Here is a 26,148-nt window from a genome sequence, read left to right on the forward strand (position 1 = left end):
TAGCTATATTTTTTACTAAAATTAGAGTATGAAAAATGATATATATGAAAAAATGGAAATTCTTAGTAATAGTGCAAAATATGATGTATCTTGTTCTTCAAGTGGAGTTGAAACAAATTATAAAAAAGGTGAGTTAGGAGCAACTCATACAAGTGGAATTTGCCATAGTTTTACACCTGATGGAAGATGTGTATCTTTACTTAAAGTACTTCTTACAAATATATGTATTTATGATTGTGCCTATTGCATAAATCGTATTTCAAATGATATCCCAAGAGCTGTATTTACTCCAAGAGAACTTGCTGATATCACTATAAACTTTTATAAAAGAAACTATATTGAGGGACTTTTTTTAAGTTCTGGAATTGTAAAAACTGAAGACCATACCATGACTTTAATTTTAAAAGCTCTAAAAATTTTAAGATATGAATATAAATTTAATGGATATATTCATGTAAAACTTATACCTGCTAGTAGCATGGAATTAGTTGAGCAAATAGTAAAACTAGCAAATAGAGTAAGCTCAAATATTGAGCTTCCAAGTGATAAATCTTTAAAACTTCTTGCTCCAAATAAGACAAAAGAAAAAGTACTTCAACCTCTAAAATTCGCAAGAGATTTAAGTTTAGAAAAGAATCAAAAACCAATAGGTATGAGTACGCAACTAATTGTAGGTGCTACTCCTGAAAGTGATAGAGATATTTTAAAACTAAGTTCAGCACTTTATGATAAAGCTTTATTAAAAAGGGTTTATTATAGCGCTTATATCCCTGTAAATGATGATAGAAATCTTCCATCAATAGTCTCTAAACCCCCAATGTTAAGAGAGCATAGGCTTTATCAAGCTGATTGGTTACTAAGATTTTATGATTTTTCTTGGGAAGAGATAGTAACAGATGAATTTCCAAATTTAGATGAAGACTTAGACCCTAAAGCTTTTTGGGCAATTAACAATCTAAAATACTTTCCAATGGAAATAAATACAGCTTCAAAAGAAGAACTTTTAAGAATTCCAGGAATTGGAGCTAGAGGTGTATTTAAGATATTAAAAGCAAGAAGATTTAAAAGACTAACTTTTGATGATTTAAAGAAATTAAAAATCTCAATTAAAAAAGCAAAATATTTTATAACTTGTGATAAAGAGTTTCAAAAACAAGTTCCTTTTTATAGAGAAAATATAAGAACAGCACTAATAAAACCCGAAGTAAAAAAAATAATACAACCCTCATTATTTGATATAAGTTCAATTACTGGTGAGCTATGATTTTAATTTATGATAAGACTTTTGAAGGATTTCTATCTTTAGTTTATGATGTTTATTATCAAAAATTAAGACCTATAAAAATCTATAAAGAGATTCCAAATGAAATAGTTTTTGAAGAGATAAAAGATATTCAAACAGAAGAACAAAAATATACAAAAGTTTTAAAAGCAATTAAATCCAATTTCTCAAAACAGACAGTACAAAAAATATTAAATATATTTATGTGTGATTCAAAAGATTTTGAAATAGCTTTATTAGAGTATATTATTCTTGGATTTAAAGATAATAAACAGCTTTTAAATATCAATAACTCTTGTGTTTTTTATCTTACAAACTTAGAAAAAGAGTTATTTAAAAATGTTCATAAAATGTATGCGTTTATAAGATTTGAAGAGCTTGAAGATGGTACTTTATATGCCAAATTAGAGTGTAGATTTAATGTATTATATTTTTTAGCTAAACATTTTTTAAAAAGATTCAATAATCAAAACTTTATAATTCATGATATAAATAGAAAACTTGCTTTTATAAAAATAGATGAAGAGTTTTCAATTCAAGAAGTATCACACTTCGAAGAACCAAAACATTCAAAAAGTGAAGAAAAATTTCAAATGCTTTGGAAAAGATTTTTTAAAGGTGTTACGATTGAAGAAAGAATTAATTTAAAACTTCAACAAAATCTAGTTCCTTTAATCTATAGAACTTATATGAGTGAATTCATATAAGTAACTAAGAATCAAGGAAGGAAATAATTTCTTTTATTTTATTTGTATTAGATAAATCTTCTTCATTTATAAGTATAGTTTTTTCTTTAAAGATTTCTAATTTAGATAACTTTTCTTCATCAAATTTTGAAGAGTCAAGAAGTATATAATCAAAAGTAGATTCTTTTAAAATATCTAATAATTCAGTAAAACTACTTGTAGTAGTTAAATTAAATGATTTTTGTAATAAAACAGATAGTGAAATAAATTTTATTGGGTTATTATTAAAAAGTACTATTTTTTTCTTATTGCTATTTAAAGAATTACTATTTTTACCTACTTCTTTTTGAATGATTTCTTCTTTATTAGATTTAATTCTTGCAGTGAAAGTTGAACCAATATTTACTTTACTTTCAACTTTAATATCTCCACCAAGTAATGTTGTAATCTCTTTTATAATAGATAAACCAAGTCCAGTTCCACCAAACTTTCTAGTTATACTTGAATCAACTTGTTTAAATCTATCAAAAACATCTTCTATTTTATCTTCTGGAATACCAACCCCTGTATCTTTTACTTCAAATTCAATAAACTCTTTATTTAATCTTACAGTAAGTTTTATTTCACCATGATCTGTGAATTTAAAGGCATTACTTAATAAGTTTTTTAATACCTGTTTAACTTTATCTTCATCACTATGAATTAATCCAATCTCTTTACTACATTCATAAGAGAATCCTAAGTTTTTATTTTTCATTTGAAGTTCAAAGTTATTATAAGTTTTTTCTAAAAGTTTATATAAGTTAAAGTCTGAATAATGTGCTTCAATTTCACCTGCTTCAAGTTTTGATACATCTAATATATCTTCAACAAGCTTTAGTAAATCTTTTCCTGAATTATTAATAATACCTAAACTTTTAATATCTTTTTCATCAAAATTACCTTTTTTATTTTTAAGCATAATCGAACTTATAAGGTTTACAGAATTTAGTGGAGTTTTTAATTCATGGCTCATATTTGCTAAGAAATCATCTTTAGCTCTTGATGATTCTTCTGCAAGAAGTTTAGCTTCATTTAGATTTTGTGTTTTCTTATTTAATTCACTCATCATATTTGAGAAGTTTGTATTTAACTGATAAATTTCTAAAATATCTGTATTTATAGTATTTATTTTACTGTCTGTTTCTTTTATTTTTGTTGTCTCTTCAGAAAGTTTTACAATTGGTTGAGTAATAACATCTGAGAAAATATTTATTCTTCTTAAAAGAAAATAGAAAAATATAATATAAAATAGAAGAAGAAAAGCAATTGCAAAATAACCTATTTTATTAGAAAGTTCTTTTAAATGTACAATAGAATCAAAAATCTCATTTTTATCTATAAGAATTAAAAGCTCCCAGTCTGTCTCATGAACTTTTTGCTCTAATGCTAAATACTCATTTCCTTGAATAATCAAAGAGTCTGTAGACACCTTTTCTTGTATTAATTGTTTAAATTGGGAAGCAAAAGGAGTACTGTTTTTTAAAATATTAAACTCTTCAGGTTTTTCTATTGTTTTTAAAATAGCATCTGTATATAAGTGTTCTTTTAACTCTTTTAAGCCTAAAAGATTCTCTATATATTCAGACATTGCGATAATCATACCATCTTTATCAACCATAAATAAATTTGCATTATATGGTAGTTTTCTATTTAAAATATTTTTAACAAAACTATCAATTGTAATATCAATTCCAGTAACACCTTCTAAAATGTCACCATTATAAATAGGAACAATACAAGATAGCATCCATCCATTTCCAGCAGGATCTAAATATGCGCCTGTCCAAACAGGTTCTTTTTTAGGATTATGTTTTAAATCAGCTAAGTAATAAAAATTATAATCAGCCATATTAATATGTCTTCCATATTGTTGTGCAACATCATCGATAAAAGGATAAAGTCTATTCATATTATCACTTGTATTAAAATATGCAGCAACTATATTTTCATTTGTATCTACTATACTTTTAAGGGAGATATCCATAGCTTCAGTAAATTTAGCCTTAGCTAACTCTTTTTCACCAATTTTTGTTTCTGCAGAGTAATATAAAGAAGATCCAACTTTATTTGCTTTATAAAAAACTCCATTTTTTGCAACTTTAAAACTAGGTTCACCATTTGGAAGCCCAAAGTTTTTAGAATTTTTCATTATCTCTTGATGTTCATATTGAAGAACTTTCGCAAGTCTTGTAACTTCACTTAGTTTATCACTAATAAATTTTGATTCATTTTTTAAAACTTCTAAAGTATGCGATTGAGCATTATTTAATAATAAGTTTGTATTTTTTAAAGAAATATATGCATTAATAGAGAAATAAAGCACTAATAGTGCAATTTCTACAACTAAAATCGGAATTAATGAAAATTTGAAAAAATGTGATATTAATATTTTATGTAGTTTTTTATTTGGCATTAAGTGTCATGAGTATATAAATTTACTCATGATAGCACATAATAGTATTCTAAAAGTATTATTTTAATTCACTTTGAGAGTACTCTTCATCTTGTCTTGGATCTAACTCTGGTAGTTCAGCTCCAGAAGTAATAGGAATGTTAACAAATACACTTAAATCTTTGTCTTTAACTCTTTCTTGTGTTAAAGCATAAATACTTAAAGCTAAGCATAAAACAAAGAAACATACAAATAAGAAATTTGGACTAAAACTAAGACCAACACCTATGATTAAAGGTGAAAAAAAAGATCCTATTCCATAAGTAAAAAGTAAAGTTCTACTAATTTCAACAATATCTTTATTTTCATCAACAACATCATTTGCTCGTGCAACTGCTAAAGGATATAAAGTAAATACAGTTAAACCTAATGAAAACCCAAGAATAAGTAAATATAACTCTTCATTTGCATATACAACAAAAAGTAAAGAAGTAAAAGCACTAATAAAAGATACTATTGATATAAGTTTTCTTCTACCAAATTTATCAGAAAGCATTCCAACAGGCCATTGTGAAATCAAGCCACCTATAATTGAAATTAGCATAAATTTTGATACTAATTCAACAGAATCACTTTGCATTAAAATATAAACAGGAAGCATTGAAAAGAAACCACCAATTAAAAAACCACTTATAAAACTTGTAACCGTAGCAAGAGGAACAATTGAAAAAATCTTTGGAAAACTAAACTTATCAAAAGGTGTTAAAACAGGCTCTTTTATCTTTGTTAGAGATATAAAAATAACAGAAAATAATACAAGTGCAGAACCAATAGTAAAAATAAACTGTTTAAAATGTTCGTCAATATTTAAAAAAAGTTGTCCAATAGCAGTTGCTAAATAAAAAACTATCGTATAAATAGCTAAGATTTTTCCTCTACTTTCTTCTGAACCTTTTTCATTTAGCCAACTTTCTAATATAATTAAAAGAGCATAAAAAGAGAATCCAGATATTAGTCTTAAAACTGCCCATAAAATTTCATTGAAAAAAACTGCATGTAATAAAAAGGTAATTACCATTAAAGCTGCAAATGCTGCAAAACTTCGAATATGTCCAACACTAGAGATAATCTTTTGACTAAATATAGAAGATAATACAGCACCTAAAAAGAAACAAGCATTAATAATACCAATAATAGAGTTACTAACTTCTAATTCTTTTAGATAAATACCAATAAATGTTAAAATCATTCCATAGCCAATAGCTAAAAATCCTATTGCAAAGAATAAAGAAGATATTGGGAAGATGATTTTTTTTACACTCATTTTTAGCCTTTTTTAATATTAATTTTTAATAAGACCTATCCTAACAAAAATAGCTTATATTTTAATAATATTCTTTAAAATATTCAATTATTCTTCTTTCTAACATATATTTAGGATTAAAAATACTTCCTTCAATAAAGCCTAAATGTCCTCCATTTTCATAAAGTTCAAAAGTACAATTATTTGATAGTTCTTCTTTTAAAGGAAGAATATCTTTATTCATAAAAGGATCGTCAAGAGCATAAATTAGCAAAGTATTAATTCTAATATTTTTTAAAAACTGTTTTGATGAATTAAGCTTGTAATAATTCTCTGCACTTTCAAAATCATTTATTTTAGAAGTATACAAATCATCAAACTCTTTAATTGTAGATATTTTTTCAACTCTTTTTTTAGTTAAATTTAGTAGTTTTTTATAGTCATGTCTTTCATATTTTTTTATTAGTGTCTTTTTTAAAAGTTGCAATAAGTGTTTTTCATAGAGTTTTGCAAAACCTGAATTAAGAACTTTTGCACAAATACTTAAATCAAGGGGTGCACTCACACATACAGATTTTTCAATAAAGTTATCTATGAAATCTTTACCTAAAAGTTTAAGTAACATATTTGCACCAATAGAATAACCTATTGTAAAAAATTTTGCATTTTCATATTTTTTATTTAAATACTTTAAATACTCAATAGCATCACTAGTATCTCCACTATGATAAGTTTTGGCTTTTCTATTTACTTTTGGTCCACAGGACCTAAAATGCATAAGAACAACAGCTTGGTTTTTATCTTTTAAAGCTTTCATAATACCTTGAATATAAGGAGAAAGAAAAGAGCCTTCAAGACCATGGAAAATTACAAAGATATTTTTATTAGCTTTATTTTTATTTAACCAATAACATTCTACAAAATCTTTATCTTTTAATGTAAACTCTTCAATCTCATAATCTAAGTTCATATCTTTTCTAAAAAAAGAAGAATAAACAGTTTGTAGATGTCTATTTTTTAAGCCGTATGCAGGAGTAAAACCTATAGTAGTTTTTATATTGTTCATATAACAATGTAGTAAACAATTACTTATAAGGAAATAAAAAAAGGCCGATTCTGAAGAATGAGCCTTTTAAATTTTTATAATATATATTTATTTATTAAATTGGTAAAACTCTTAAGTTCTCATCAATTTTTTGTTGTAATACAGATTCGATTGCATATAAAGTTCCAGTAGACCCAGACGAACATCCTGAACATGAACCTAAGTATCTAATATATAAATCATAATGAGGAATATTTTCTTTAATATCAATAATTTCCATGTTTCCACCATCCATTACTAACATAGGTCTAATATCTTCATCTAATACTGAATCAATAGCTTTAATTCTTTGAACTAAAGTCATTTTATCAAATGTTAATTCACCAGATTCACTAGCATCTGCTGCATTTTTCATTTTAGCTTCTTCCATTTCAGCTCTAGTATCAGCTAAAATATCAACTAAATAGTAGTCCATTTCTTCGTGACCACCTGGTTTAATACATGATTTACAAAAAGCACCAGCTTTAGTATAATCAGTAATCTCTTCTACTGTTTTTAAGTCATTAATTTTGATAACTTCTTGAATTGTTCCTAAGCTTACTCTTGCACATTCACAAACAATAATTTCTGTTTCAAAAGATTCCATATCAACACCTTTATACTCAGATGCTGCTTTTTTAATAACATCATAAGCCATAACAGAACAGTGCATTTTTTGAGGTGGAACAGCTGGAGTATCTGGATTATCTCTTAATGCTTTTTCAACATCAATATTTGTAATTTTAACAGCTTCATCAACAGTTTTACCAACACATAATTCAGCCATAACATCAGAAGATGCAATTGCAGTACCACAACCAAAAGATTTGAATTTAGATTCAACAATCTCATCAGTTTCTTCATTTACTGCCCAATATAATCTTACAGCATCACCACATGATTCAGCACCAAAGTCAGCAACAATTAATTTTGTTCCTAATTCTTTAGCTCGCTCTTCAGTAATTTCACCTTGATGTTGTGGGCTATTCATTCTATTTACAACTTGATTTGAATATTCATCCCAAATTGATCCACTAATTAAATCATTTTTTGCCATGTCATTTTCCTTTTTATTATTCTTTTATTTTTATAAAGCTGATTTATGAGATTCAGGTGCATATGCATATGAACTTGAAAGTCCTCTTAATCTTTTAACTGCGCCTTGAACTACTTTAATTGCATAATCAATTTGTTCTTCTGTATTAAATCTACTTAATGAGAATCTTACACCTGTATGAGCTAATTCACTATCTGAACCAAATGCATTCATAACAGGGTTTGCTTCTAAATCTTCACTAGCACATGCACTTCCTGTTGAAGCTCCAATACCATTTTGATTTAAATCCCATAACATAGACTCACCCTCAACACCTCTAATAGAAATTAAAGTTGTATTTGGAGTTCTATTCTCTTTTCCACCAATTACAATTGTTTCTGGTAGTTCTAAAATTGCTGCTTCTAATTTATCTCTTAATTTACTTACGTGATTTTTTTCATAAGCTAAAGCCATTGTAGATGTTGCTAAATGCATAGCCCATCCCATTCCAACCATTGATGCAACATCAACAGTACCAGCTCTATTTCCACCCATTTGCTCACCACCATGTAGTAAAGGAGTTACTTCAGAACCTTTTTTAACATATAATCCACCAACACCTTTTGGTCCATGGAATTTATGTGCTGAAAAACTTATATAGTCAAGATTACACTCTTGAACATCTACTGGAAATTTTCCAATTGCTTGAGTAGCATCAGAGTGAAAAGCAACACCTGTTGTTTTACAAATTAGTCCAATTTCTTTAATTGGGAAGATTTTACCTGTTTCATTATTTGCCCACATAATAGTAACTAATGCAGTTTCTTCTGTAATTGCATCTCTTACTAATGATGCTTCTAAAATACCTTCTTCATTTACAGGTAAATATGTAACTTTTACACCTTGTGTTTCTAAGAATTTACATGCTGCTGTTATTGCTGGATGCTCAACTTCACTTGTAATAATGTGATTTTTATCACCATTTAAAATTTTATCAACCCAGATACCTTTAATAACTGTGTTATTACTTTCAGTTGCATTTCCAGTGATAATAATATCATCTTCATCTGCTGCGTTAATTCCCTCATATAAGAAATCTAAAGCTTCAACCATCTTAGGATGTGTTCCAGCTCCAAATTTATGAAGTGAGTTAGGGTTTCCATAAATGTCACAAAAAAATGGTTTCATTTCTTCATAAACTTTTGGATCTACCATTGTAGTTGCGTTATTATCTAAATAAACTTCCATCATATTTTATATTCCTATTAGTTTAATTGTTTACTATTTTAATTTTTATATTTTTTAATCGAATTGTATTTTAGTGCAAATAGGATAAAAATTGTCTTAATTAAAATAGTTTGATTCAAAATTCTTAAATTCATCACAAATTTTGGCAGTATTATAGTCAAATTCGTATAAAAGCATAGACATATAATAAAGTGATGTTAAGTTTACTATGGAATAATATAAAAAAATAAAAAAGGTTTATAATGAAAAAAATATTACTAGCATTAATGTTTACATTATTATCTCTTACATTAGTTGCATCTGAAACTAAGAATGAGAAAAAAGTACTAACAGTTGGTATGGAATTAGCATATCCTCCATTTGAAATGTCTGATAAGAACGGTACTCCACAAGGTGTATCTGTGGATTTTGCAAAAGCACTTGGAAAATACTTAGGAAGAGAAGTAGTTATTGAAAATACTGCATGGAGTGGATTAATTCCATCTTTAAAAACAGGAAGAATTGATTTAATTATTTCATCTATGACTATAACTAAAGAGAGACAAAGATCTATTAATTTTTCAATTCCTTATGCACAATCTTCACTTGCAATCTTAGCAAATAAAAACTCAGGTATTCAAAACATTGATGACTTAGATAAAGCTGGAAAAAAAGTTGCAGTTAAAAAAGGTTCTACTGGACATGTTTATGTAAGTAAAAACTTTAAAAATGCAGAAGTTTTAGTATTTGATAAAGAGAATGCTTGTGTTCTTGAAGTAGTTCAAGGAAAAGTAGATGGTTTTTTATATGACCAATTAACTATTTATAAAAACCATGTTCAACATAAAGATACAACTGTTGCACTTTTAAAATCTTTCCAAAAAGATTTTGAACACTGGGGAGTTGCTATTAATAAAAAAGATGTTGAATTAAAGAAAAAAGTTGATGAGTTTATAAAAAAAGCTAAAGAAGATGGAACATTTGCGAAGTTTGCAAAAACACATTTAACTGAAGCTAAAGCTACATTTGATGAATTAAATATACCTTTTTTCTTTTAGGAAATAACTATCTTTAAAATTAAAAACTTATTTATAAATGAATTAACATATAAAAACAATAACTCCCTATCTTGGGGAGTTTATTTATTTAACTTTTTTTTCTTAAGCATACTAATAACTACTCCTGTTTATTTTATGTTTGCAAATATCTCTTATGACTTTAATTGGGCACATGTCTATGAATATAAACAAAAGTTTATCAATGGCTTTTTCATGACAATTACTATTTCTTTTTTTGCACTTATCTTAAGTTTTATAATTGGTTTATTTTTTACATATGCACAAAACTCTAAACTTATAATTTTAAGATTTTTTGCAAGATTTTATATTGAAATTATAAGAGGAACTCCTTTACTTGTTCAAATTTTAATATTTTTCTATGTTTTTGCAAATAACTTAGGTTTTGAAAATAGATATATAGTTGGAACTTTCATACTTGCGATTTTTTCAGGTGCTTATGTTTCTGAAATTATAAGAGCAGCACTTCAATCAATTGATAAAGACCAATATGAAACAAGTATAAGCCTAGGAATGTCAAACTATCAAACATATAGATATATAATTTTTCCACAAGCATTTAAAAGAATGCTTCCATCATTAACTGGACAGTTTGCTTCGATTATTAAAGATTCATCATTATTATCAATTATTGCAATTTCAGAATTTACTATGAATGCACAAGAAGTTGATGCAATTACATACTCTACACTAGAAAGTTATATACCTCTTGCTATTGGATATTTAGCTCTAACATACCCTATTTCTTACTATACTAATCGATTAGAAAAAGATATAAAATAGTCTTTTTTATACATCATTTTTTTAAATAGGACTTTATTTGTCCTATTTAAGTATTTTTTAATTTATTAAGTGATATATTTCAAATAGGACAATTATTGTCTTATTTAAAAATTTGAATAATTATGGAGTCAATTATGAGTGATAACAAACACATTCATGACGTTATTAATAGTGAATATAAATTAGGGTTTGAAACTTTAGTACAAAGTGATACTTTTCCTAAAGGATTAAATGAAAATGTTATAAAAGCAATATCTGCCAAAAAAGAAGAACCTTCTTGGCTTTTAGATTTTAGGCTTAAAGCTTATGCTAAATGGCAAAAAATGGAAGAACCTTCTTGGGCAAATTTAAAATATCCAAAAATTGATTATCAAGATATTGCATATTTTTCAGCTCCTAAAAAAGCTTTGGATTCTTTAGATGAAGTAGATCCAGAAATATTAAAAACATATGAAAAGCTAGGAATTCCCCTAGAAGAACAAAAACAATTAGCAGGTGTTAAAACTGTAGCAGTTGATGCTGTATTTGATTCCGTTTCCGTTAAAACGACTTATCAAGAAGAGTTAGAAGAGTTAGGAATTATATTCTGTTCTGTTTCTGAAGCTGCAAACAGATTCCCAGATTTACTAAAAAAATATTTAGCATCTGTTGTCCCTGTTACTGATAACTATTTTGCCTGTTTAAACTCTGCTGTATTTACAGATGGTTCATTTGTTTATGTTCCACCAAATACAGTATGTCCAATGGAGTTGTCAACGTACTTTAGAATAAATGCACTTGATACGGGACAATTTGAGAGAACTATTATTATTTGTGATGAAAACTCTTATGTATCTTATAATGAAGGATGTTCAGCTCCTACAAGAGATGAAAGACAACTTCACGCAGCTGTTGTTGAATTAGTAGCTCTTGATAATGCACAAATAAAATACTCAACTATTCAAAACTGGTATCCAGGTGATAAAGATGGTAAGGGTGGAATTTTAAACTTTGTAACAAAAAGAGGAGCCTGTAACGGGAAGAATTCAAAGATTTCTTGGACACAAGTTGAAACGGGTTCTTCGTTAACATGGAAATATCCATCATGTATTTTAAAAGGTGATAATAGCGTTGGAGAGTTTTATTCAGTTGCAATATCATCAAAATCGCAACAAGCAGATACGGGTACTAAAATGGTTCACTTAGGTAAAAATACTAAATCAACAATTATTTCAAAAGGTATCTCTGCAATGAGTGGAGTTAATGCTTATAGAGGATTAGTACGAGTTGGAAAAAGTGCAACAGGAGCACGTAATATTTCAGAGTGTGATTCATTACTTATTGGAAATAAAGCCAATGCGCATACTTATCCATATCATGAAGTAAGAAATATGGATGCAATTATTGAACATGAAGCAACAACTTCAAAAATTTCTGATGAACAACTTTTTTACATATCTCAAAGAGGTATTAGTGAAGAAAATGCTATTTCAATGATTGTAAACGGTTTTTGTAAAGAAGTGTTAAAAGAGTTACCAATGGAATTTGCTGCTGAAGCAAAAGAATTATTAAATATATCATTAGAAGGGAGCGTTGGTTAATTTAACCAACAGACAAAAATTATGTTAGAAATTAAAGATTTAAAAGTAAATATAAATGATAAAGAAATTTTAAAAGGTTTAAACTTAAATATTAAAGAGGGTGAAGTTCATGCTTTAATGGGAATTAATGGAGCTGGAAAATCAACTTTAGTAAAGACTTTAAGTGCTCACTATGACTGTGTAGTAAAAGAGGGTTCCATTACATATAAAAAGAAAGATTTATTAGAACTTGATGTTGCAGAGCGTGCAAATGAAGGTATTTTTATGAGTTTTCAAAATCCTATTGAAGTTCCAGGTGTTAATAATAGCTATTTTTTAAAAACTGCAATAAATGAAAAAAGAGCATATGCAGGAGAGAGTGAAATTGATACTATGGATTTTTTAAAGCTTATAAAAGAGCAAACATCTAAATACAACCTTGATAAAAAACTTCTACAAAGAGATTTAAATGAAGGCTTTTCTGGTGGAGAGAAAAAAAGAAATGAACTAATTCAATTACTACTTTTAGACCCAGATTTGATTATGTTAGATGAGATAGATTCAGGTCTTGATGTAGATGCTATTAAAACAGTTGCAAATGTTGTAAATGCAATGTTAGATGGAAAAAAGTCTGTGCTTATGATTACTCATTATGATAGATTATTAGAGCTTATTAAACCTGATTTTGTTCATATTTTAAATGACGGACAGATTGTAAAAACAGGAGATTACTCTCTTGCTTTAGAGCTAGATGAAAAAGGCTATGAGGGAATAGGAATTAAAGATGAGACTAAATGATATTAAAGAACTAACTCTTCCTAAAAGAAGAGATGAAGAGTTTATAAAAGTAAATTTTGGTGAACTTTTTTCATATGATTTTAAAAATACTCAAAACTATAACCTTGATATTATGGGATTAGAAGTAAAAAAAGATACAAAAGAGTATGCAAATTCATTATTTGAAATTACAAAAAGTTTAGATAAAAACCAAGTAATCTTAACAATAAACTCAAATATTCCAGAGCCAATTTGTTTAATTCATAAAATTAAAGAAAACGAGACATTTTTTACAAATTCATTAAAAATTGAAGTAAAAGAGAATGTAAAAGCATCTGTTATTGAAGTTTTTACAAACACTTCAACAAATAGTGCTTATTGTGTAAACAGATCTTTTGAAGTAAATGAAAATGCAAATTTAGAGTATGCAAAAATTCAAGACATAAATGACTTAAATTATTTGCTTTTTAATTTAGATGTTAATCAAAAAGATAATTCAAAATGCAAAATCACAAATTTTGAGTATGGAACTGGTGTAATTGTAAATAATATTGTAAGTATATTAGATAATAAAAATTGTGATTATGAACTAAATGGTTTAGTTAAATCTATTGATTCATCAAGTACAGCAAATGTAATAAAAACTGTACATAATAAAGAGAATTCAATAAGTAATATAAACTATAAACATTCATTAAAAGATAATTCACGTGCAGTTTTCAAAGCCTTATCAAGAGTAAATAAAGATGCACTTTTTTCAAAAGCATTTCAAAACTCAAATACTATTTTACTTTCAAATGATGCGGCAATTTATGCACAACCTCATTTAGAAATTTTAATAGATGAACTTGAAGCAAGTCATGGTGCAACAACAGGAACTTTAGATAAAGATCAATTATTATATTTACAATCACGGGGAATTAATAAAAACTTAGCTTATGAGATACTTTTAAAAGCTTTTGAAAGTAAAATATATGATAATATTGAAGATAAATTAATAAAAGAATTTATAGATTCATATGAAAGGAAAAAATATGTTTAAAAAAGATTTCACATATTTTGAAAATTCAGACATTGTATATTTAGACAATGCAGCAACTACTCAAAAACCAAAATCAGTAGTTGCCTCGCAAGTTGAATATTATGAAAAATATTGTGCAAATACACATAGAAGTAATTTTGGTGATGCAAATAAAGCAACACAAAATTACGAGAATGCAAGAAAAGTATTAAAAGAGTTTATAAATGCAAAAAATAAAGAAGAGATAATATTTACAAAAGGTGTAACAGAGTCTATTAATTTTATTGCAAGCTCTTATGCAAAAGATTTTAAAACAATAATTATATCTTCATTAGAACACCATTCTAATATTGTTCCTTGGCATCTTCAAGGAAGAAGTTTAGGAAAAGGACTTGAGGTTGTAAAGTATAATAAAAACCTAGATTTTGATATTGAACATTTTGAAGAACTATTAAAAGAAAATCCAAAATCTTTTGTAAGTATTACCCATATATCAAATGCTTTTGGAAAAATACATAATATTAAAGAAATAATATCACTTGCTCATAAATATGAAGCTGTTGTAATGATTGATGGAGCACAGAGTTTAGCTCATACAAGAGTTGATATGCAAGATTTAGATGTAGACTTTTTCGCAATTTCTGGACATAAAACATTTGCACCAACAGGAGTTGGAGCTATTTATATAAAAGAAAAATATTTAAAAAGTGTAAAAGCTTATCAAACAGGAGGAGCAACTATAGATCAAGTTGATTTTAATAGTTCAACACTTTTAGATGCACCGTATAAGTTTGAAGCAGGGACACAAAATATCGCTGGAATAATAGGTTTTGGTGAGGCATTAGAGTATTTAAATCATGTTGGATATGAAAATATAGAATTAATAGAAAAAGATGTTTTTAATTACTTAAATCAAGAGTTAGAAAAACTTCCAAATATCATATTTTATAATGATATTAGTGATTCAATTGGAAGTAGAAGTTTTAACTTTGAGGGTTTAATTCATGATGATATTGGTATTTTAGTTGATAAAATGAAAATAGCTTTAAGAGTAGGTCATCATTGTGCACAACCAATTATGAAAGATTTAAATATTAAAGGTACTATACGAGTATCAATAAGCTTTTATAATGATTATAGCGATGTAGATAAACTAATTGTTGCACTAAAAAGAGCTTTAAAAATGTTAGAGAATTAAAATAGGATTACAAATGAGTATTGAAAAAAGAGTTGAAGATATAAAAGAAGATTTAGAATTTTTTGAAGATGAATTGCAAAAATATGAATATATTATTGATTTAGGAAAAAAGCTAGAATCTTTAGATGAAAAGCATCAAATTCCAGCAAATTTAGTACATGGTTGTACTTCACAAGTTTGGTTAATATGTGAGCAAATTGATAATAGACTTATTTTTAAAGGGACTTCAGATGCGATAATTGTAAAAGGTTTAGTTTATATGATTCTGCAAATATTTTCTGATTCAACAATTGAAGAGTTAAAAGATGTTGATATGGACATTGTTCATGAACTAAATTTAAGTGAAATAATTACACCAAATAGACAAAGTGGAGTTATTGGAATGATTAAAAAAATCAAAGAGTATGCACTAAAAGCGTAAAGGATTATAATGTCAGATAATTACAATTTTGATGAAATAAGAGAAAGAATAATAGAAAATTTAAAAAACGTATTTGATCCAGAGATTCCTGTAAATGTTTATGATTTAGGATTAATATACGAAATAAATTTTGAGCAAAGAGATGCAGGTTTATATTGTGTAATTTATATGACTCTAACAAGTCCAGCTTGTCCAGTTGCAGGGACAATAATGGAACAAGTTAGACTTGTAACACAAGCTGTAGAAGAAGTGAATGAAGCAAAAGTTCATATTACATTTAAACCAAGATGGACAAATGATATGGTTAGTGAAGAGGGAAAAGAAATTATGGCAGCATCTGGAGCAGTTATATAAACCCTTATAAATAATACGGAATTAATTGTAATTATGCAAGAATTTCAAATGAATAAAAATAATCAAAAATTAAAGCCTAGAATGGGTGTTTTAAAGAAAATTATAATTTATATATTTTTCTTTACTTTAATATTATTTATGTACTTATTAATTAAAGAGAAAAAAACAAATCATGGATTGAGTACAGCTTTATATACAGGAGAGGGAAGAGTTAAGGAAAAAGCAATTCCCCAAAAATTAAAATGGTTTGATTCCTTTAGAGGAATAAATAATATGGGAAAATAAAGTTTTTATTTCCGTGAAAGTATAGATAGTAAAACACCAATTGATATAATTACTGTTGAAAGAGCTAAATCAAAAGTAAATAATTCATTTAAGAAAATCACACTAAATACAATTGAAATAATAGGTACAAATAGCTGTATTACTGAAGCTGTAATAATTTGCATTTGAGGTAATACTTTATACCAAATAACATAACCAATTGCCGAAGTTAAACTTCCTGAAATAAGTGCTAATAAAATTCCATTTGAAGAAACTTGTAAATTATCTAAATTAAAAAGTAAATAAAATATTATTGCAAAAAAAGTGGCTTTTATAAAATTATCCATTGTATTAGACATAGCATCTATAGATTTCTTTCCTAATATTGAGTAAAAAGCCCAAGCAATACCAGAAAGAATCATCCACAAGACATGAATATAAGATAATTCAAAACTCTCTTTAGGATATAGTAAATAGACAAGTCCTGTAAAAGCAATTATCATTCCTATAATTTTTTGTAAACTAATTTTCTCTTTTAAAAATTGCGAAGATATAAGCATAGTAACTTGAACTACTCCAAACAATAATAAAGTACCAAGTCCAGCATCTAAACTTATATATGAATAAGAAAAGCAAATAGCATAAACAAAAAGCATAAAAGATGTAAGCCAATTTGTATTAAGAGATATTGTAAGTTTTCTGTTTTTATAATAATAAATTAAAACTAAAGTAAGAGCTCCAAAAAATAGTCTATAAAAGGTAAAAGAATAAGCATCAATATAATTATTTACAAGTGCGACTTTACATAAAATAGAGTTTAAAGCTAAAAATAGTAAGGCTAAAATAGTAAGGTTTATTGTTATCATAGAAAGTAATATATCATAAAAGAGAAGATTTTAAATAAAATTAAAACTTCTCTTTTTTTGATATCTATTTTTCAAATATTCTATCAAGAGTAGAAATTGCTAAAAACTTATCAAAATAGGCTCTATTTAAACCTTGTTTTGCTTGAGTTAATAAATAGTTGGCATCAGTTAAATCAGTATTTGTAGAAATACCTTCATTAAATCTATTTCTTACAATTTGATAATTTTCTGTTGCTTGTTCTTTTGATAAACTAGCTGTCTTAAAGTTTTCAATTGCAACTTCTAAATTTGAAATTGCATTTTCATACTGAAGTTTAATATCAAGTTTTGTTTTTTCTAATTGTGTTTTTGCTTTTAAATATCTAGTTCTATAAATATTACCTTTAGTTTCATCAAAGCCACCATTGTATAAGTTCCAAGAAGCACTTAAACTTGCAATATTTTGATTTTTATAATCACTTATATCTTCAAAATATTGATTATGAGATAAAGAAGCATCTACTTTTGGATAAAAAGAGCTTTTCACAGATTTCTTTTGTTGTTTTATAGCTTCTAAATTCATATTTAAAGCTTGGATTTCACTTCTATTATCTAAAAGATTTGTATCATAACTTGATATTTTTAATGTAGTATTATTTAACTTTTCAATCGTTTCAGATGATAAATCCATTCCACCTAAAATATTTGATAAACTATTTCTTGCAGTTTTTAAATCACCCTTTGCTCTTGTAATATTTTGCTTAGCAGATGACATATTTACTTGAACTTGAAGTAAATCATTTTTGGCAATTAATCCTTGCTCATATCTATTTTTTGAATCATCATATTGTTCTACAAAAAGTTTATAAGCACTATTGTAAGTTTCAAGTGCATTGTGTTTATCTAAATAGTTTATGTAAGCTGTTTTAGTATTTAAAATAATATCTTGTTTTAAAGCACTTAAAGAGTACTTTGAACTTTGAGATAAAAACTTTGAAGAGTTTTTATCTGATATATTTTTAAAACCATTAAATAAATTATAAGAAACCTCAGCAGTAAGAGTTGCATCTGTATCAGCTTGAGTTGAATAAGCTATTTCATCTCTATTATTATATGAAAAGTCTAAGCCTACTTTTGGTAAAAGATCAGAATCACTTAACTTTACATTCTCAACTGTTTCTAAATAATCAAAGTTTTTAGCTTGAATATCAAGGTTTTTTTCTAGAGCAATATCAACAGCTTGCGATAAATTTAAAGCATTTACATTAACAGCTAAAATTGAAGCTGTTAAGATACTTATTAGTATTAATTTTGTTTTTATATTTTTCATTAATCTCTCCTATGCTTTACTAACATCAACTGGTTCTTTTACTTTTCCACCAATTCTTTGCTCTAATTTTATAAAGAACATTAAAAGTGCAGGTGTTACAAAAATAGTAAATACAGTTGAAAGTGCAAGACCACCAGTAATTACTGAACCTAAACCTCTATAAAACTCACTTCCAGGTCCTGGTAGTAAAACAAGAGGTAACATTCCAAAAATTGAAGTTAATGAAGACATATAAATAGGTCTAATTCTCGTTCGTGTAGCTTCAATAACTGCTTTTTTATGTTCGTACCCCTCATTTTTAATAAGGTTTTGACTTTGGTGTACTATTAAAATTGCATTATTAACAACAATACCAACTAGAATAATAAAGCCTAGCATTGTTAATACATCTAAAGGCTGTGGAGCTATAAATGTATTTGTTAAAGCCAGACCAATAAATCCTCCAGCAGTAGCAAGTGGTACAGTGAACATAATAACAATTGGATATAAGAAGTTACCAAATAATGCTGACATTAGTAAGTAAATAATTACAAGTGCAAGTATAAAGTTTAACTCAAGCATTGAAATAGTTTGAGTTAGCTTATCAGCCGTTCCAGAAATACCTATTTCAACGTCTTTTGAAATACTCCCCTTATCCTCCATTCCTTTAATAGCACCTTGTAATATTCCCATAGTTTCTTGAATAGTCATATTTGCTGGCGGTGTTACTTGAAGAGTAATCGTTCTTTTTCCTGCAAGGTGTCTAATTTCTGAAATACCAGTGATATTTTCAGAACTTGCTAATGATGATATTGGTAACAATGAAGAGTTTGGTAAAGCTATTTGTGTAGCCATAATATCTTCAGGTGTTTGAATTTGTTCATCATTTGCTTTTAATACTAAATCAATTTTCTTTTTACCATCTTGCTCAAAATCAGATATTTTTCTTCCACTCATTAATACATCAATAGTATTTCCTAAATCCAAAGAACTCATACCTAAAGCTTTTAGAGCATCTTGATTAGGTTTAATTCTAAACTCTGGATATAGTAACTCAATTGATGGAACAGGTCTTACTTGTGCACCTTTAATAGCTCCAGAAGATGCCATAAACAGTTGCATTCCAACTCCTGCAATATCTTCAATCTTTTCACCACTAATATCAATATCTACTGTTTTACCCTCACCTATTCCATTTTCAAATACTCCTGATTGAAGCGATACTCCAAAAATAGATGGCATAGAGTTTACAATTGGTCTAAAGAAAGGAATTAACTCTTTTGCTCTGCTTTCATGCATAGATGTTCCACCAAAAAGATTAAAATCTCCAAATGAAACATAAAAGGCACGACTTAGTCCGGGAACTCCATTTACATCTTTATTAATATTTGGTTCAACTTTCTTCATTAAATACGTACCCATATCATATCTTTCTTGATAAGATAATCCAGGTGGTGTAATTAAAATATTAAAAATTAAGTTTTTATTACCTTGTGGTAAGTAGTCTAATTTTGGGAATAATAAATAAATTGTTGAAGCTGATAAAATCCCTAAAGTTAAAATAGTAACTACTTTTGTTAGAACTGATTTTAATGACCAATGTACAAAAGACATAAAGAAATCTACAATTTTATTTCCAAATCTTGTAAGCGCACTTTCACTTCTTACTTCTTTACCTGACATACTTGCAAACTTTTTCCATAACATTGGAATAACTGCAATTGATACAAATAATGAAAAAGATACAGAAGATACAACTGCAATTGCAATATCTTTAAATAGCTGTCCTGCTTCATCTTCTAAGAAAATAATTGGTAAAAATACTGCCATAGTAGTTGATGCTGAGGCAATTAACGCACCCCAAACTTCACTTGCACCTTTATATGCAGCATCTGGAATACTCATTCCCTCTTTTCTATGTCTATCAATATTTTCTAATACTACAATTGCACTATCAACTAACATACCTACTGCAAAAGAGATACCAGCAAGTGAGATAGTATTTAAACTTCTATCCATTGCTGAAAGGATAATAAAAGTACCAATAACTGAAATAGGAATTGCAATAGAAACAACTGCTGTTGGAGAAATTGCTCGTAAGAATAGTATTAGCATAAAGATGGCTAAAACACCACCAATAATGATATTTTGTTGTACTAAATCAACAGAACCTACGATATAACCTCTTTGATCATAAATCCAAATCATTTTTAGTTTTTCTTTTTCTAAAATTGTTGCATTTAAATCATTTACAACTTCTTCAACATCATTTGTAAGCTTAACAGCATTTGCACTTGCAGTTGGCTGAACTCCTAAGAATATACCATCTTTTCCTAAGAACATTGCAACAGATTTAGCTGTTTGATATCCAAAATCTACATTTGCTACATCACCTAAAGTTACTCTTTGCTCTCTATTTGAAATAAGAATAATATCTTTGATATCTTGTGCTGTTGCAAATTTATGTACTGTTCTAATTCTATATGAACGTCTACCCATATTTTGAACACCTGCAGATACATTTATATTTTCACTTTGTAAAATATTTGTAACTTGTGGAATTGTAAGATTATATGATGCAAGACGATTTAAATCTAAACTAATTTGCATCTCTTGTTTTCTACCACCAGCTGTCATAGTTCCAGAAACTCCTGAAACTCTTTTTATTGCAGGAACAATTTCATCATCAAAGAAAGTTTTATATTCATCAATATGTCTATTGTTACTCTCTTGTGTTTGAAGCATCATCCAAATAATTGGACTAGCACTTGCTGTTTCAATTATAGGTTCTTCTGCATCTATTGGATAAGAACTTACTTCATTTAACTTATTTGAAACATCTTGTAAAGCAGCTCTAATATCAGTATCAAGTGAAAATGTTAAAGTAATAACACCCATATTATCTTGTGATGAGGATTCGTACTCAAGTAAGTTATTTAAACTTTTTAAAGCATCTTCTTGGTCTTCTATAATCTCCCGTTCAATCTCATAAGGAGTTGCACCTGGCCATACAGTTGTAATTTTAATTTCTGGTTTTGTAACACTTGGTGTTAATTGATAGGGTAATTTATCTAAAGATATAAACCCGAATAAAACCACAATTAAAACTGAAACTATAATAGTTACAGGATTTTTAATTGAAAATTTAATTAAATCCATTATTTACCCTATTTCGCTTTTTCACTATTTTGTGATTTATCTTGCTTATTTAGAACTTTTACATCCATTTTAGGAAATACTCTTTCATTTCCTTTAACAACAATATCCATTCCCTCTACTAAACCTTTTCCAGAAATAGCAGCATTAGTTCCAGCAAATCCTATAACTTGAACTGGAATCATTACAGCTTTATTATCTACTACTGCAAAAACAACATCCATATTAAATCTATTAATTACAGCATCTCTATTTATCACTAAAGCTTGAGTTTTAGCATTTTTTGCAAAACCAACTTTTGCTTGTGCTCCATCATAAATAAACATATCACCTACATTTGCTTTAAACCTAACAGGAAATGTTCTTGTTAATTTATCTCCACTTGGAATTGCTGCATATAGTTTTGCTTTTACAATTTTTCCAGAAATATTTACATCATACATATCACCAGTTTTTAAGCCATCTATAAAACTAAGTGGTAAATTAAATATAATTTGAACATCTTGCGTATTTACTATTGTTGCAACTTGTGAACCTACATTTAGCCATTCATCAGTATTTATATTCTTTTCTACAATTACACCTGAAAAAGGAGCTTTTATCACTTTTTTTGATTTTTGGATTTTTAGTTCATTAAGTTTTGATTGTGAAGAAATTAAACTTTCATTTGCTACATCATAAGCTAATTTCGAATCATCAAATACTTTTTGAGCAATAGATTTTTGAGCTATTAAAGCCTTATATCTTAAGTAGTTTTTCTTTGCATTTTTAAGCTGAACCCTATACATATTTACAGATGAAGAAGCTGCTTTAATTTGAGCATTTAAAATATCTGAATCAATTGATACTAAAACCTCACCTTTCTTTACTTTTTTTCCAACTTCAAAATTTATTTTTTTTGCAATTCCTGAACTTTGACTTGCAATTTTAGATTTTTTATCAAAAGATACAGTTCCCACAAACTCTTGAAGAGGATTTACTTCTGATGTTTTTATTACATCAGTATTAACTAAGGCAGTTCCAGCTGCATTTATACTTGTAAGTGTTACAAAAACTAGTGCAAAACCTACTAAAAACTTTTTATACATTTTATTTTTCCTTTTTTATTTCTATTAAATCAAATAAATTATTTATAAACTTCTTTGTTGAGACTTTTGTATCAAAATCATCATTTGTCATTTTCATTAAAGCAAGACCTTTTTCATAAACAAGTAAACCTTCACAAAAATCAAATGCTTGTGGCATTAACTCTTTATTATCAATTCCTTTTTGTATAATTATTTCTAATTGTGTTTTAAAGAAAGTGTCACAGTTAACATTAAAGCCTTTCATATTTTCATTATCTTCAGCTAAAACAATAGATAAATACTCTTTGTATCCATTAAAATGTTTCATGTTTTCAGGGCTATCATCTAAAACAAATTGAAAAAAGTGAAATATTTTTTCTTTTGTTGTTTTTACATCTTTTATACTTCTTTGAAATTCTTCATGATACTCTTCAATATGTAAGTTGATTATTTCAAAAATAATATCCTCTTTACTTTCAAAATATTCATATATAGTTCCCTTACCTACTCCTGCTGTTTTAGCACATTGAGCAACTGTAAGTTTTTTAATTCCAACTTCATGAATTAATTCACTACAAGAAATAGCAATATCTTTTCTTTTTTGTTCTTTATCCACAATTTTAGGCAAATTTACCCCTTAAAAATCATAATTTATTTTTTTGACTGACCGTCGGTCATTTGAAAGTATAGTACTTAATAACTTAATTTAATTTTAAACTGACTAGTGGTCAGTTTAATCATTTTACTTTTTTTCTATTTTCTGTTGATATGTAAACTTAGCACCATTAGTTTTATTTTCAACTTTTAAAATACCGTGATATTTTTCTGCTATTTGAGAACTAAGATATAAACCTATTCCACTACCTTTATTTTTTTCTTTAGAAGATATATTTGCATCAAAGATACTGTCAAAAATATCTTCTGGTACTCCACCTGCTGTATCAATAACTTCAATATAGTTATATTCATTATCACTTAAAATATTTATATCTACTACTCTTTTTTTAGAAGGTATTTCTTTATCATTGAAGGCATCTTTTGCATTATTTAAAAGATTTAGAATTAGATGTTTAAACTCATTTTCAACTCCTGTTAAAGTAAAAGCTCTTGTTTGATTTATATTAATTTTGATTTTATTATTGATGAAATCATCTTTTACTAAAAGCAATACTTTTTCAATCATTTCTTTTACATCAAATATTTCTGTTTCTTCATTGGGTCTAAAAAATGTTCTAAATTCATCTAAAGTATTCATCATATGATTTATATTCATAGAAATTTTTTCTTTAAAAGTATCCATAAATTTTTCATCTAACTGTCCATTTGAAAAATTTAGAGATAATAAATCAATTCTAAGCTTAATTAAACTTATTGGCTGTCTCCACTGATGAGCAATTGCATCTACCATTTCTCCCATAGAAGCTAATTTTGATTTATGCATTAAAACTTTTTCTTTTTGCATATTTTCTTCAGTTTGTATTTTCACTTCTGATTCTAAATCTTTATTCAATTTTACTAATCTTAAATGAGTTGTAACTCTTGCAGTTAACTCTTGAGGATAAAAAGGCTTTGTTATATAATCTACACCTTTGTTTTCAAAAGCTTTAATAATGTTTTTTTTATCATCTAAAGCTGTTACATAAATAATAGGTATTGAAGTGTCCATTTTTTTAACAGTTTCAAAACCATCTAATTCAGGCATATTTATATCCATTAATATTAAATCAATATCTTGAGTATTAACTATTTGAATTGCTTTAAAACCACTTGTTGCAAATACTATAGAGATATAATCTATATCACTTAAAGTATCTGCTATGAATTTTATATTTGTAGTATTATCATCTACTATTAAAACTTTTTGTTTATTCATCATTTGTCTCTTTTTCTATCTCATTTAAAAATTTAGAAAACTCTAATATTTGACTCTCTAAAGTTTTTATATCAAAGTTTTCAATTGCAATATTCATACTTTTTACAAAATCAAGTAATATAATTTGTTCATATTCTCTTGCAAAAATATTTAAGTTCCGTAAGAACTCTTGGATATCTTCTACTGAACAACCTTGAGATGCTTTTTTCCAACTTCTTTGTATACTTTCTTCAAAGTTTTTGTTAAATATATCTTTTATTTTTTCATCTATATAAATAGTTGGTTTCTTTAAAAATACTTCATCTTTTTTTATGTTTTCTATGACTTTTTGACTATCAACAATTTCTAAATCTTTTAAAATAATTGAAAAAGTAGAACCAATACCCTCTTCACTTTTTACTTTAATATTTCCATTCATCATCTTTATAAGCTTTAGATAAATAGAAAGTCCAAGACCTGTACCACCATATTGTCTATTACTTTGTCCATCTTTTTGTACAAAACTTTCAAATATTTTACTCTGCTGTTCTTTTGGAATTCCAATACCTGTATCTTCTATATCTATTTGAAGATCAAATCTATTATTCTTAAAATTTGAACTAAGAAGATTGATTTTAATACTTCCTTTATTTGTAAACTTTATAGCATTTCCTAGAATATTTAAAAGTATTTGCCTTAATCTAATATCATCAATAAAGATATTCAAAGGAATATTTGAATCGAAATCTATCTTTAAATCTAACTCTTTATCTTTTAATTTTTGTAAAAAAATTTTCTCAATATCTTTTAATATAAGATTTAAAGAGACTTCTTCATATTGTATTTCTAATTTTCCTGCTTCAATTTTTGATATGTCTAAAATATCACTTATAATTGCAAATAAGGTATCTCCTCCTGTTTTAATAGACTCTAAGTAACTCTTTTGTTTTAATGTAACTTCTGTTTTATTTAGAAGTTCAGAGAAACCTATGATTGCGTTTAAAGGTGTTCTTATTTCATGAGAGATGTTTGCTACAAATTCACTTTTAATCTTATTTGCTGTTTCTGCATCAGCTTTTGCAAGAGCTAATTCTTCATAATCTCCTTGTAGTTTTTTTGTAAAAGAATTAAACTCACTAACAAGTTCTCCAAGCTCATCATCACTAGATTTTTTAATTCTTTTTGTAAAATCAGGATTTCCTCTAGCTATATTTTTAACGGAATCTAGAAGTTCTTTTAAAGAGTTTTTAGTGGAAAAAGACAAAAACATTGTAATAATTATAATAAGTGCTAATGAAAGTACTCCAAGTATAATTCCAAGATAAACAATCTTTTCTCCATATTTATTTGTAGTATCAATTGTATCTTGCAATCTCAAATTTTGCTCTTCTTGAAAACTTTGAAAAATAGTTCT

The 26,148-nt window shown here is 27.0% G+C and carries 23 protein-coding genes; 11 read left to right on the forward strand and 12 right to left on the reverse strand.

The genetic code is table 11. The features are described from left to right. Positions 1 to 28: 28 nt before the first annotated feature. Positions 29 to 1,264: a putative DNA modification/repair radical SAM protein gene (locus GBG18_RS10030; protein WP_152190733.1), complete on the forward strand. Its 1,236-nt coding sequence runs from the start codon at positions 29 to 31 to the stop codon at positions 1,262 to 1,264. Next, positions 1,261 to 1,989, forward strand: a complete 729-nt coding sequence (locus GBG18_RS10035; RefSeq protein ID WP_152190735.1) for a TIGR03915 family putative DNA repair protein — start codon at positions 1,261 to 1,263, stop codon at positions 1,987 to 1,989. Before GBG18_RS10030 ends, GBG18_RS10035 begins: the two co-directional genes overlap by 4 nt. Before the next feature lie 4 nt (positions 1,990 to 1,993). Here GBG18_RS10035 and GBG18_RS10040 read toward each other — a convergent pair whose 3' ends face one another. The 5 genes from GBG18_RS10040 to GBG18_RS10060 all read right to left on the reverse strand — a co-directional run bounded on the left by GBG18_RS10040 (position 1,994) and on the right by GBG18_RS10060 (position 9,073). Continuing rightward, entirely contained in the window at positions 1,994 to 4,423 is a 2,430-nt protein-coding gene (locus tag GBG18_RS10040) for a sensor histidine kinase (RefSeq protein ID WP_152190736.1), read from the reverse strand. Between the two features lie 58 nt (positions 4,424 to 4,481). Continuing rightward, the gene (locus tag GBG18_RS10045; protein ID WP_152190738.1) at positions 4,482 to 5,726 is read right to left on the reverse strand and encodes an MFS transporter; all 1,245 of its coding nucleotides are present in this window, start codon (positions 5,724 to 5,726) and stop codon (positions 4,482 to 4,484) included. A gap of 61 nt (positions 5,727 to 5,787) precedes the next feature. Then, positions 5,788 to 6,771 (reverse strand): hydrolase, encoded by a 984-nt coding sequence (locus tag GBG18_RS10050; RefSeq protein WP_152190739.1) that lies wholly within the window; start codon positions 6,769 to 6,771, stop codon positions 5,788 to 5,790. 94 nt (positions 6,772 to 6,865) lie between these two features. Further along, on the reverse strand, positions 6,866 to 7,846 hold the full coding sequence (locus tag GBG18_RS10055; RefSeq protein ID WP_152190741.1) for an iron-sulfur cluster assembly scaffold protein: 981 nt from the start codon (positions 7,844 to 7,846) through the stop codon (positions 6,866 to 6,868). A 30-nt stretch (positions 7,847 to 7,876) separates the two neighbouring features. After that, positions 7,877 to 9,073: a NifS family cysteine desulfurase gene (locus GBG18_RS10060; protein WP_152190773.1), complete on the reverse strand. Its 1,197-nt coding sequence runs from the start codon at positions 9,071 to 9,073 to the stop codon at positions 7,877 to 7,879. Between the two features lie 242 nt (positions 9,074 to 9,315). On the opposite strand from GBG18_RS10060, the gene GBG18_RS10065 reads away from it, so the two are divergent. The 9 genes from GBG18_RS10065 (at position 9,316) to GBG18_RS10105 (ending at position 16,526) form a co-directional block, all read left to right on the forward strand. Beyond that, positions 9,316 to 10,110: a transporter substrate-binding domain-containing protein gene (locus GBG18_RS10065; protein ID WP_152190743.1), complete on the forward strand. Its 795-nt coding sequence runs from the start codon at positions 9,316 to 9,318 to the stop codon at positions 10,108 to 10,110. Positions 10,111 to 10,245: 135 nt separating this feature from the next. Next, positions 10,246 to 10,911, forward strand: coding sequence for an amino acid ABC transporter permease (locus GBG18_RS10070; protein WP_226896460.1), 666 nt, complete (start codon positions 10,246 to 10,248; stop codon positions 10,909 to 10,911). Positions 10,912 to 11,045: 134 nt separating this feature from the next. Then, positions 11,046 to 12,491: a Fe-S cluster assembly protein SufB gene (gene sufB / locus GBG18_RS10075; RefSeq protein WP_152190746.1), complete on the forward strand. Its 1,446-nt coding sequence runs from the start codon at positions 11,046 to 11,048 to the stop codon at positions 12,489 to 12,491. A gap of 21 nt (positions 12,492 to 12,512) precedes the next feature. Beyond that, positions 12,513 to 13,268: a Fe-S cluster assembly ATPase SufC gene (gene sufC, locus GBG18_RS10080; protein WP_152190748.1), complete on the forward strand. Its 756-nt coding sequence runs from the start codon at positions 12,513 to 12,515 to the stop codon at positions 13,266 to 13,268. Continuing rightward, positions 13,255 to 14,289, forward strand: a complete 1,035-nt coding sequence (locus GBG18_RS10085; RefSeq protein ID WP_152190750.1) for a SufD family Fe-S cluster assembly protein — start codon at positions 13,255 to 13,257, stop codon at positions 14,287 to 14,289. The genes sufC and GBG18_RS10085 overlap by 14 nt, the downstream gene beginning before the upstream one ends. Continuing rightward, the gene (locus GBG18_RS10090; RefSeq protein WP_152190752.1) at positions 14,282 to 15,466 is read left to right on the forward strand and encodes an aminotransferase class V-fold PLP-dependent enzyme; all 1,185 of its coding nucleotides are present in this window, start codon (positions 14,282 to 14,284) and stop codon (positions 15,464 to 15,466) included. The genes GBG18_RS10085 and GBG18_RS10090 overlap by 8 nt, the downstream gene beginning before the upstream one ends. A gap of 13 nt (positions 15,467 to 15,479) precedes the next feature. Further along, positions 15,480 to 15,887 (forward strand): SufE family protein, encoded by a 408-nt coding sequence (locus GBG18_RS10095; RefSeq protein WP_152190754.1) that lies wholly within the window; start codon positions 15,480 to 15,482, stop codon positions 15,885 to 15,887. Between the two features lie 9 nt (positions 15,888 to 15,896). Next, positions 15,897 to 16,241, forward strand: a complete 345-nt coding sequence (locus tag GBG18_RS10100; RefSeq protein ID WP_152190756.1) for a metal-sulfur cluster assembly factor — start codon at positions 15,897 to 15,899, stop codon at positions 16,239 to 16,241. A 48-nt stretch (positions 16,242 to 16,289) separates the two neighbouring features. Next, the gene (locus GBG18_RS10105; RefSeq protein WP_152190758.1) at positions 16,290 to 16,526 is read left to right on the forward strand and encodes a hypothetical protein; all 237 of its coding nucleotides are present in this window, start codon (positions 16,290 to 16,292) and stop codon (positions 16,524 to 16,526) included. 5 nt (positions 16,527 to 16,531) lie between these two features. On the opposite strand, the gene GBG18_RS10110 is transcribed toward GBG18_RS10105, so the two are convergent. The 7 genes from GBG18_RS10110 to GBG18_RS10140 all read right to left on the reverse strand — a co-directional run. Further along, on the reverse strand, positions 16,532 to 17,371 hold the full coding sequence (locus tag GBG18_RS10110; protein WP_152190760.1) for a DMT family transporter: 840 nt from the start codon (positions 17,369 to 17,371) through the stop codon (positions 16,532 to 16,534). 64 nt (positions 17,372 to 17,435) lie between these two features. Continuing rightward, entirely contained in the window at positions 17,436 to 18,680 is a 1,245-nt protein-coding gene (locus tag GBG18_RS10115) for a TolC family protein (RefSeq protein ID WP_152190762.1), read from the reverse strand. A 9-nt stretch (positions 18,681 to 18,689) separates the two neighbouring features. Next, positions 18,690 to 21,818, reverse strand: coding sequence for an efflux RND transporter permease subunit (locus GBG18_RS10120; protein WP_152190764.1), 3,129 nt, complete (start codon positions 21,816 to 21,818; stop codon positions 18,690 to 18,692). A gap of 8 nt (positions 21,819 to 21,826) precedes the next feature. Next, positions 21,827 to 22,903, reverse strand: coding sequence for an efflux RND transporter periplasmic adaptor subunit (locus tag GBG18_RS10125; protein WP_152190766.1), 1,077 nt, complete (start codon positions 22,901 to 22,903; stop codon positions 21,827 to 21,829). 1 nt (position 22,904) lies between these two features. Next, positions 22,905 to 23,510 carry a TetR/AcrR family transcriptional regulator gene (locus GBG18_RS10130; RefSeq protein ID WP_152190768.1) on the reverse strand — a complete coding sequence of 202 codons (606 nt, stop codon included), beginning with the start codon at positions 23,508 to 23,510 and terminating at the stop codon, positions 22,905 to 22,907. A gap of 114 nt (positions 23,511 to 23,624) precedes the next feature. Beyond that, on the reverse strand, positions 23,625 to 24,758 hold the full coding sequence (locus tag GBG18_RS10135) for a hybrid sensor histidine kinase/response regulator (protein ID WP_152190769.1): 1,134 nt from the start codon (positions 24,756 to 24,758) through the stop codon (positions 23,625 to 23,627). Next, the coding region (locus tag GBG18_RS10140; RefSeq protein ID WP_152190771.1) for a sensor histidine kinase at positions 24,748 to 26,148 on the reverse strand (1,401 nt) is incomplete at its 5' end. The genes GBG18_RS10140 and GBG18_RS10135, both read right to left, overlap by 11 nt.

Source organism: Poseidonibacter ostreae, from assembly GCF_009208075.1.
GTDB classification, from domain to species: domain Bacteria; phylum Campylobacterota; class Campylobacteria; order Campylobacterales; family Arcobacteraceae; genus Poseidonibacter; species Poseidonibacter ostreae.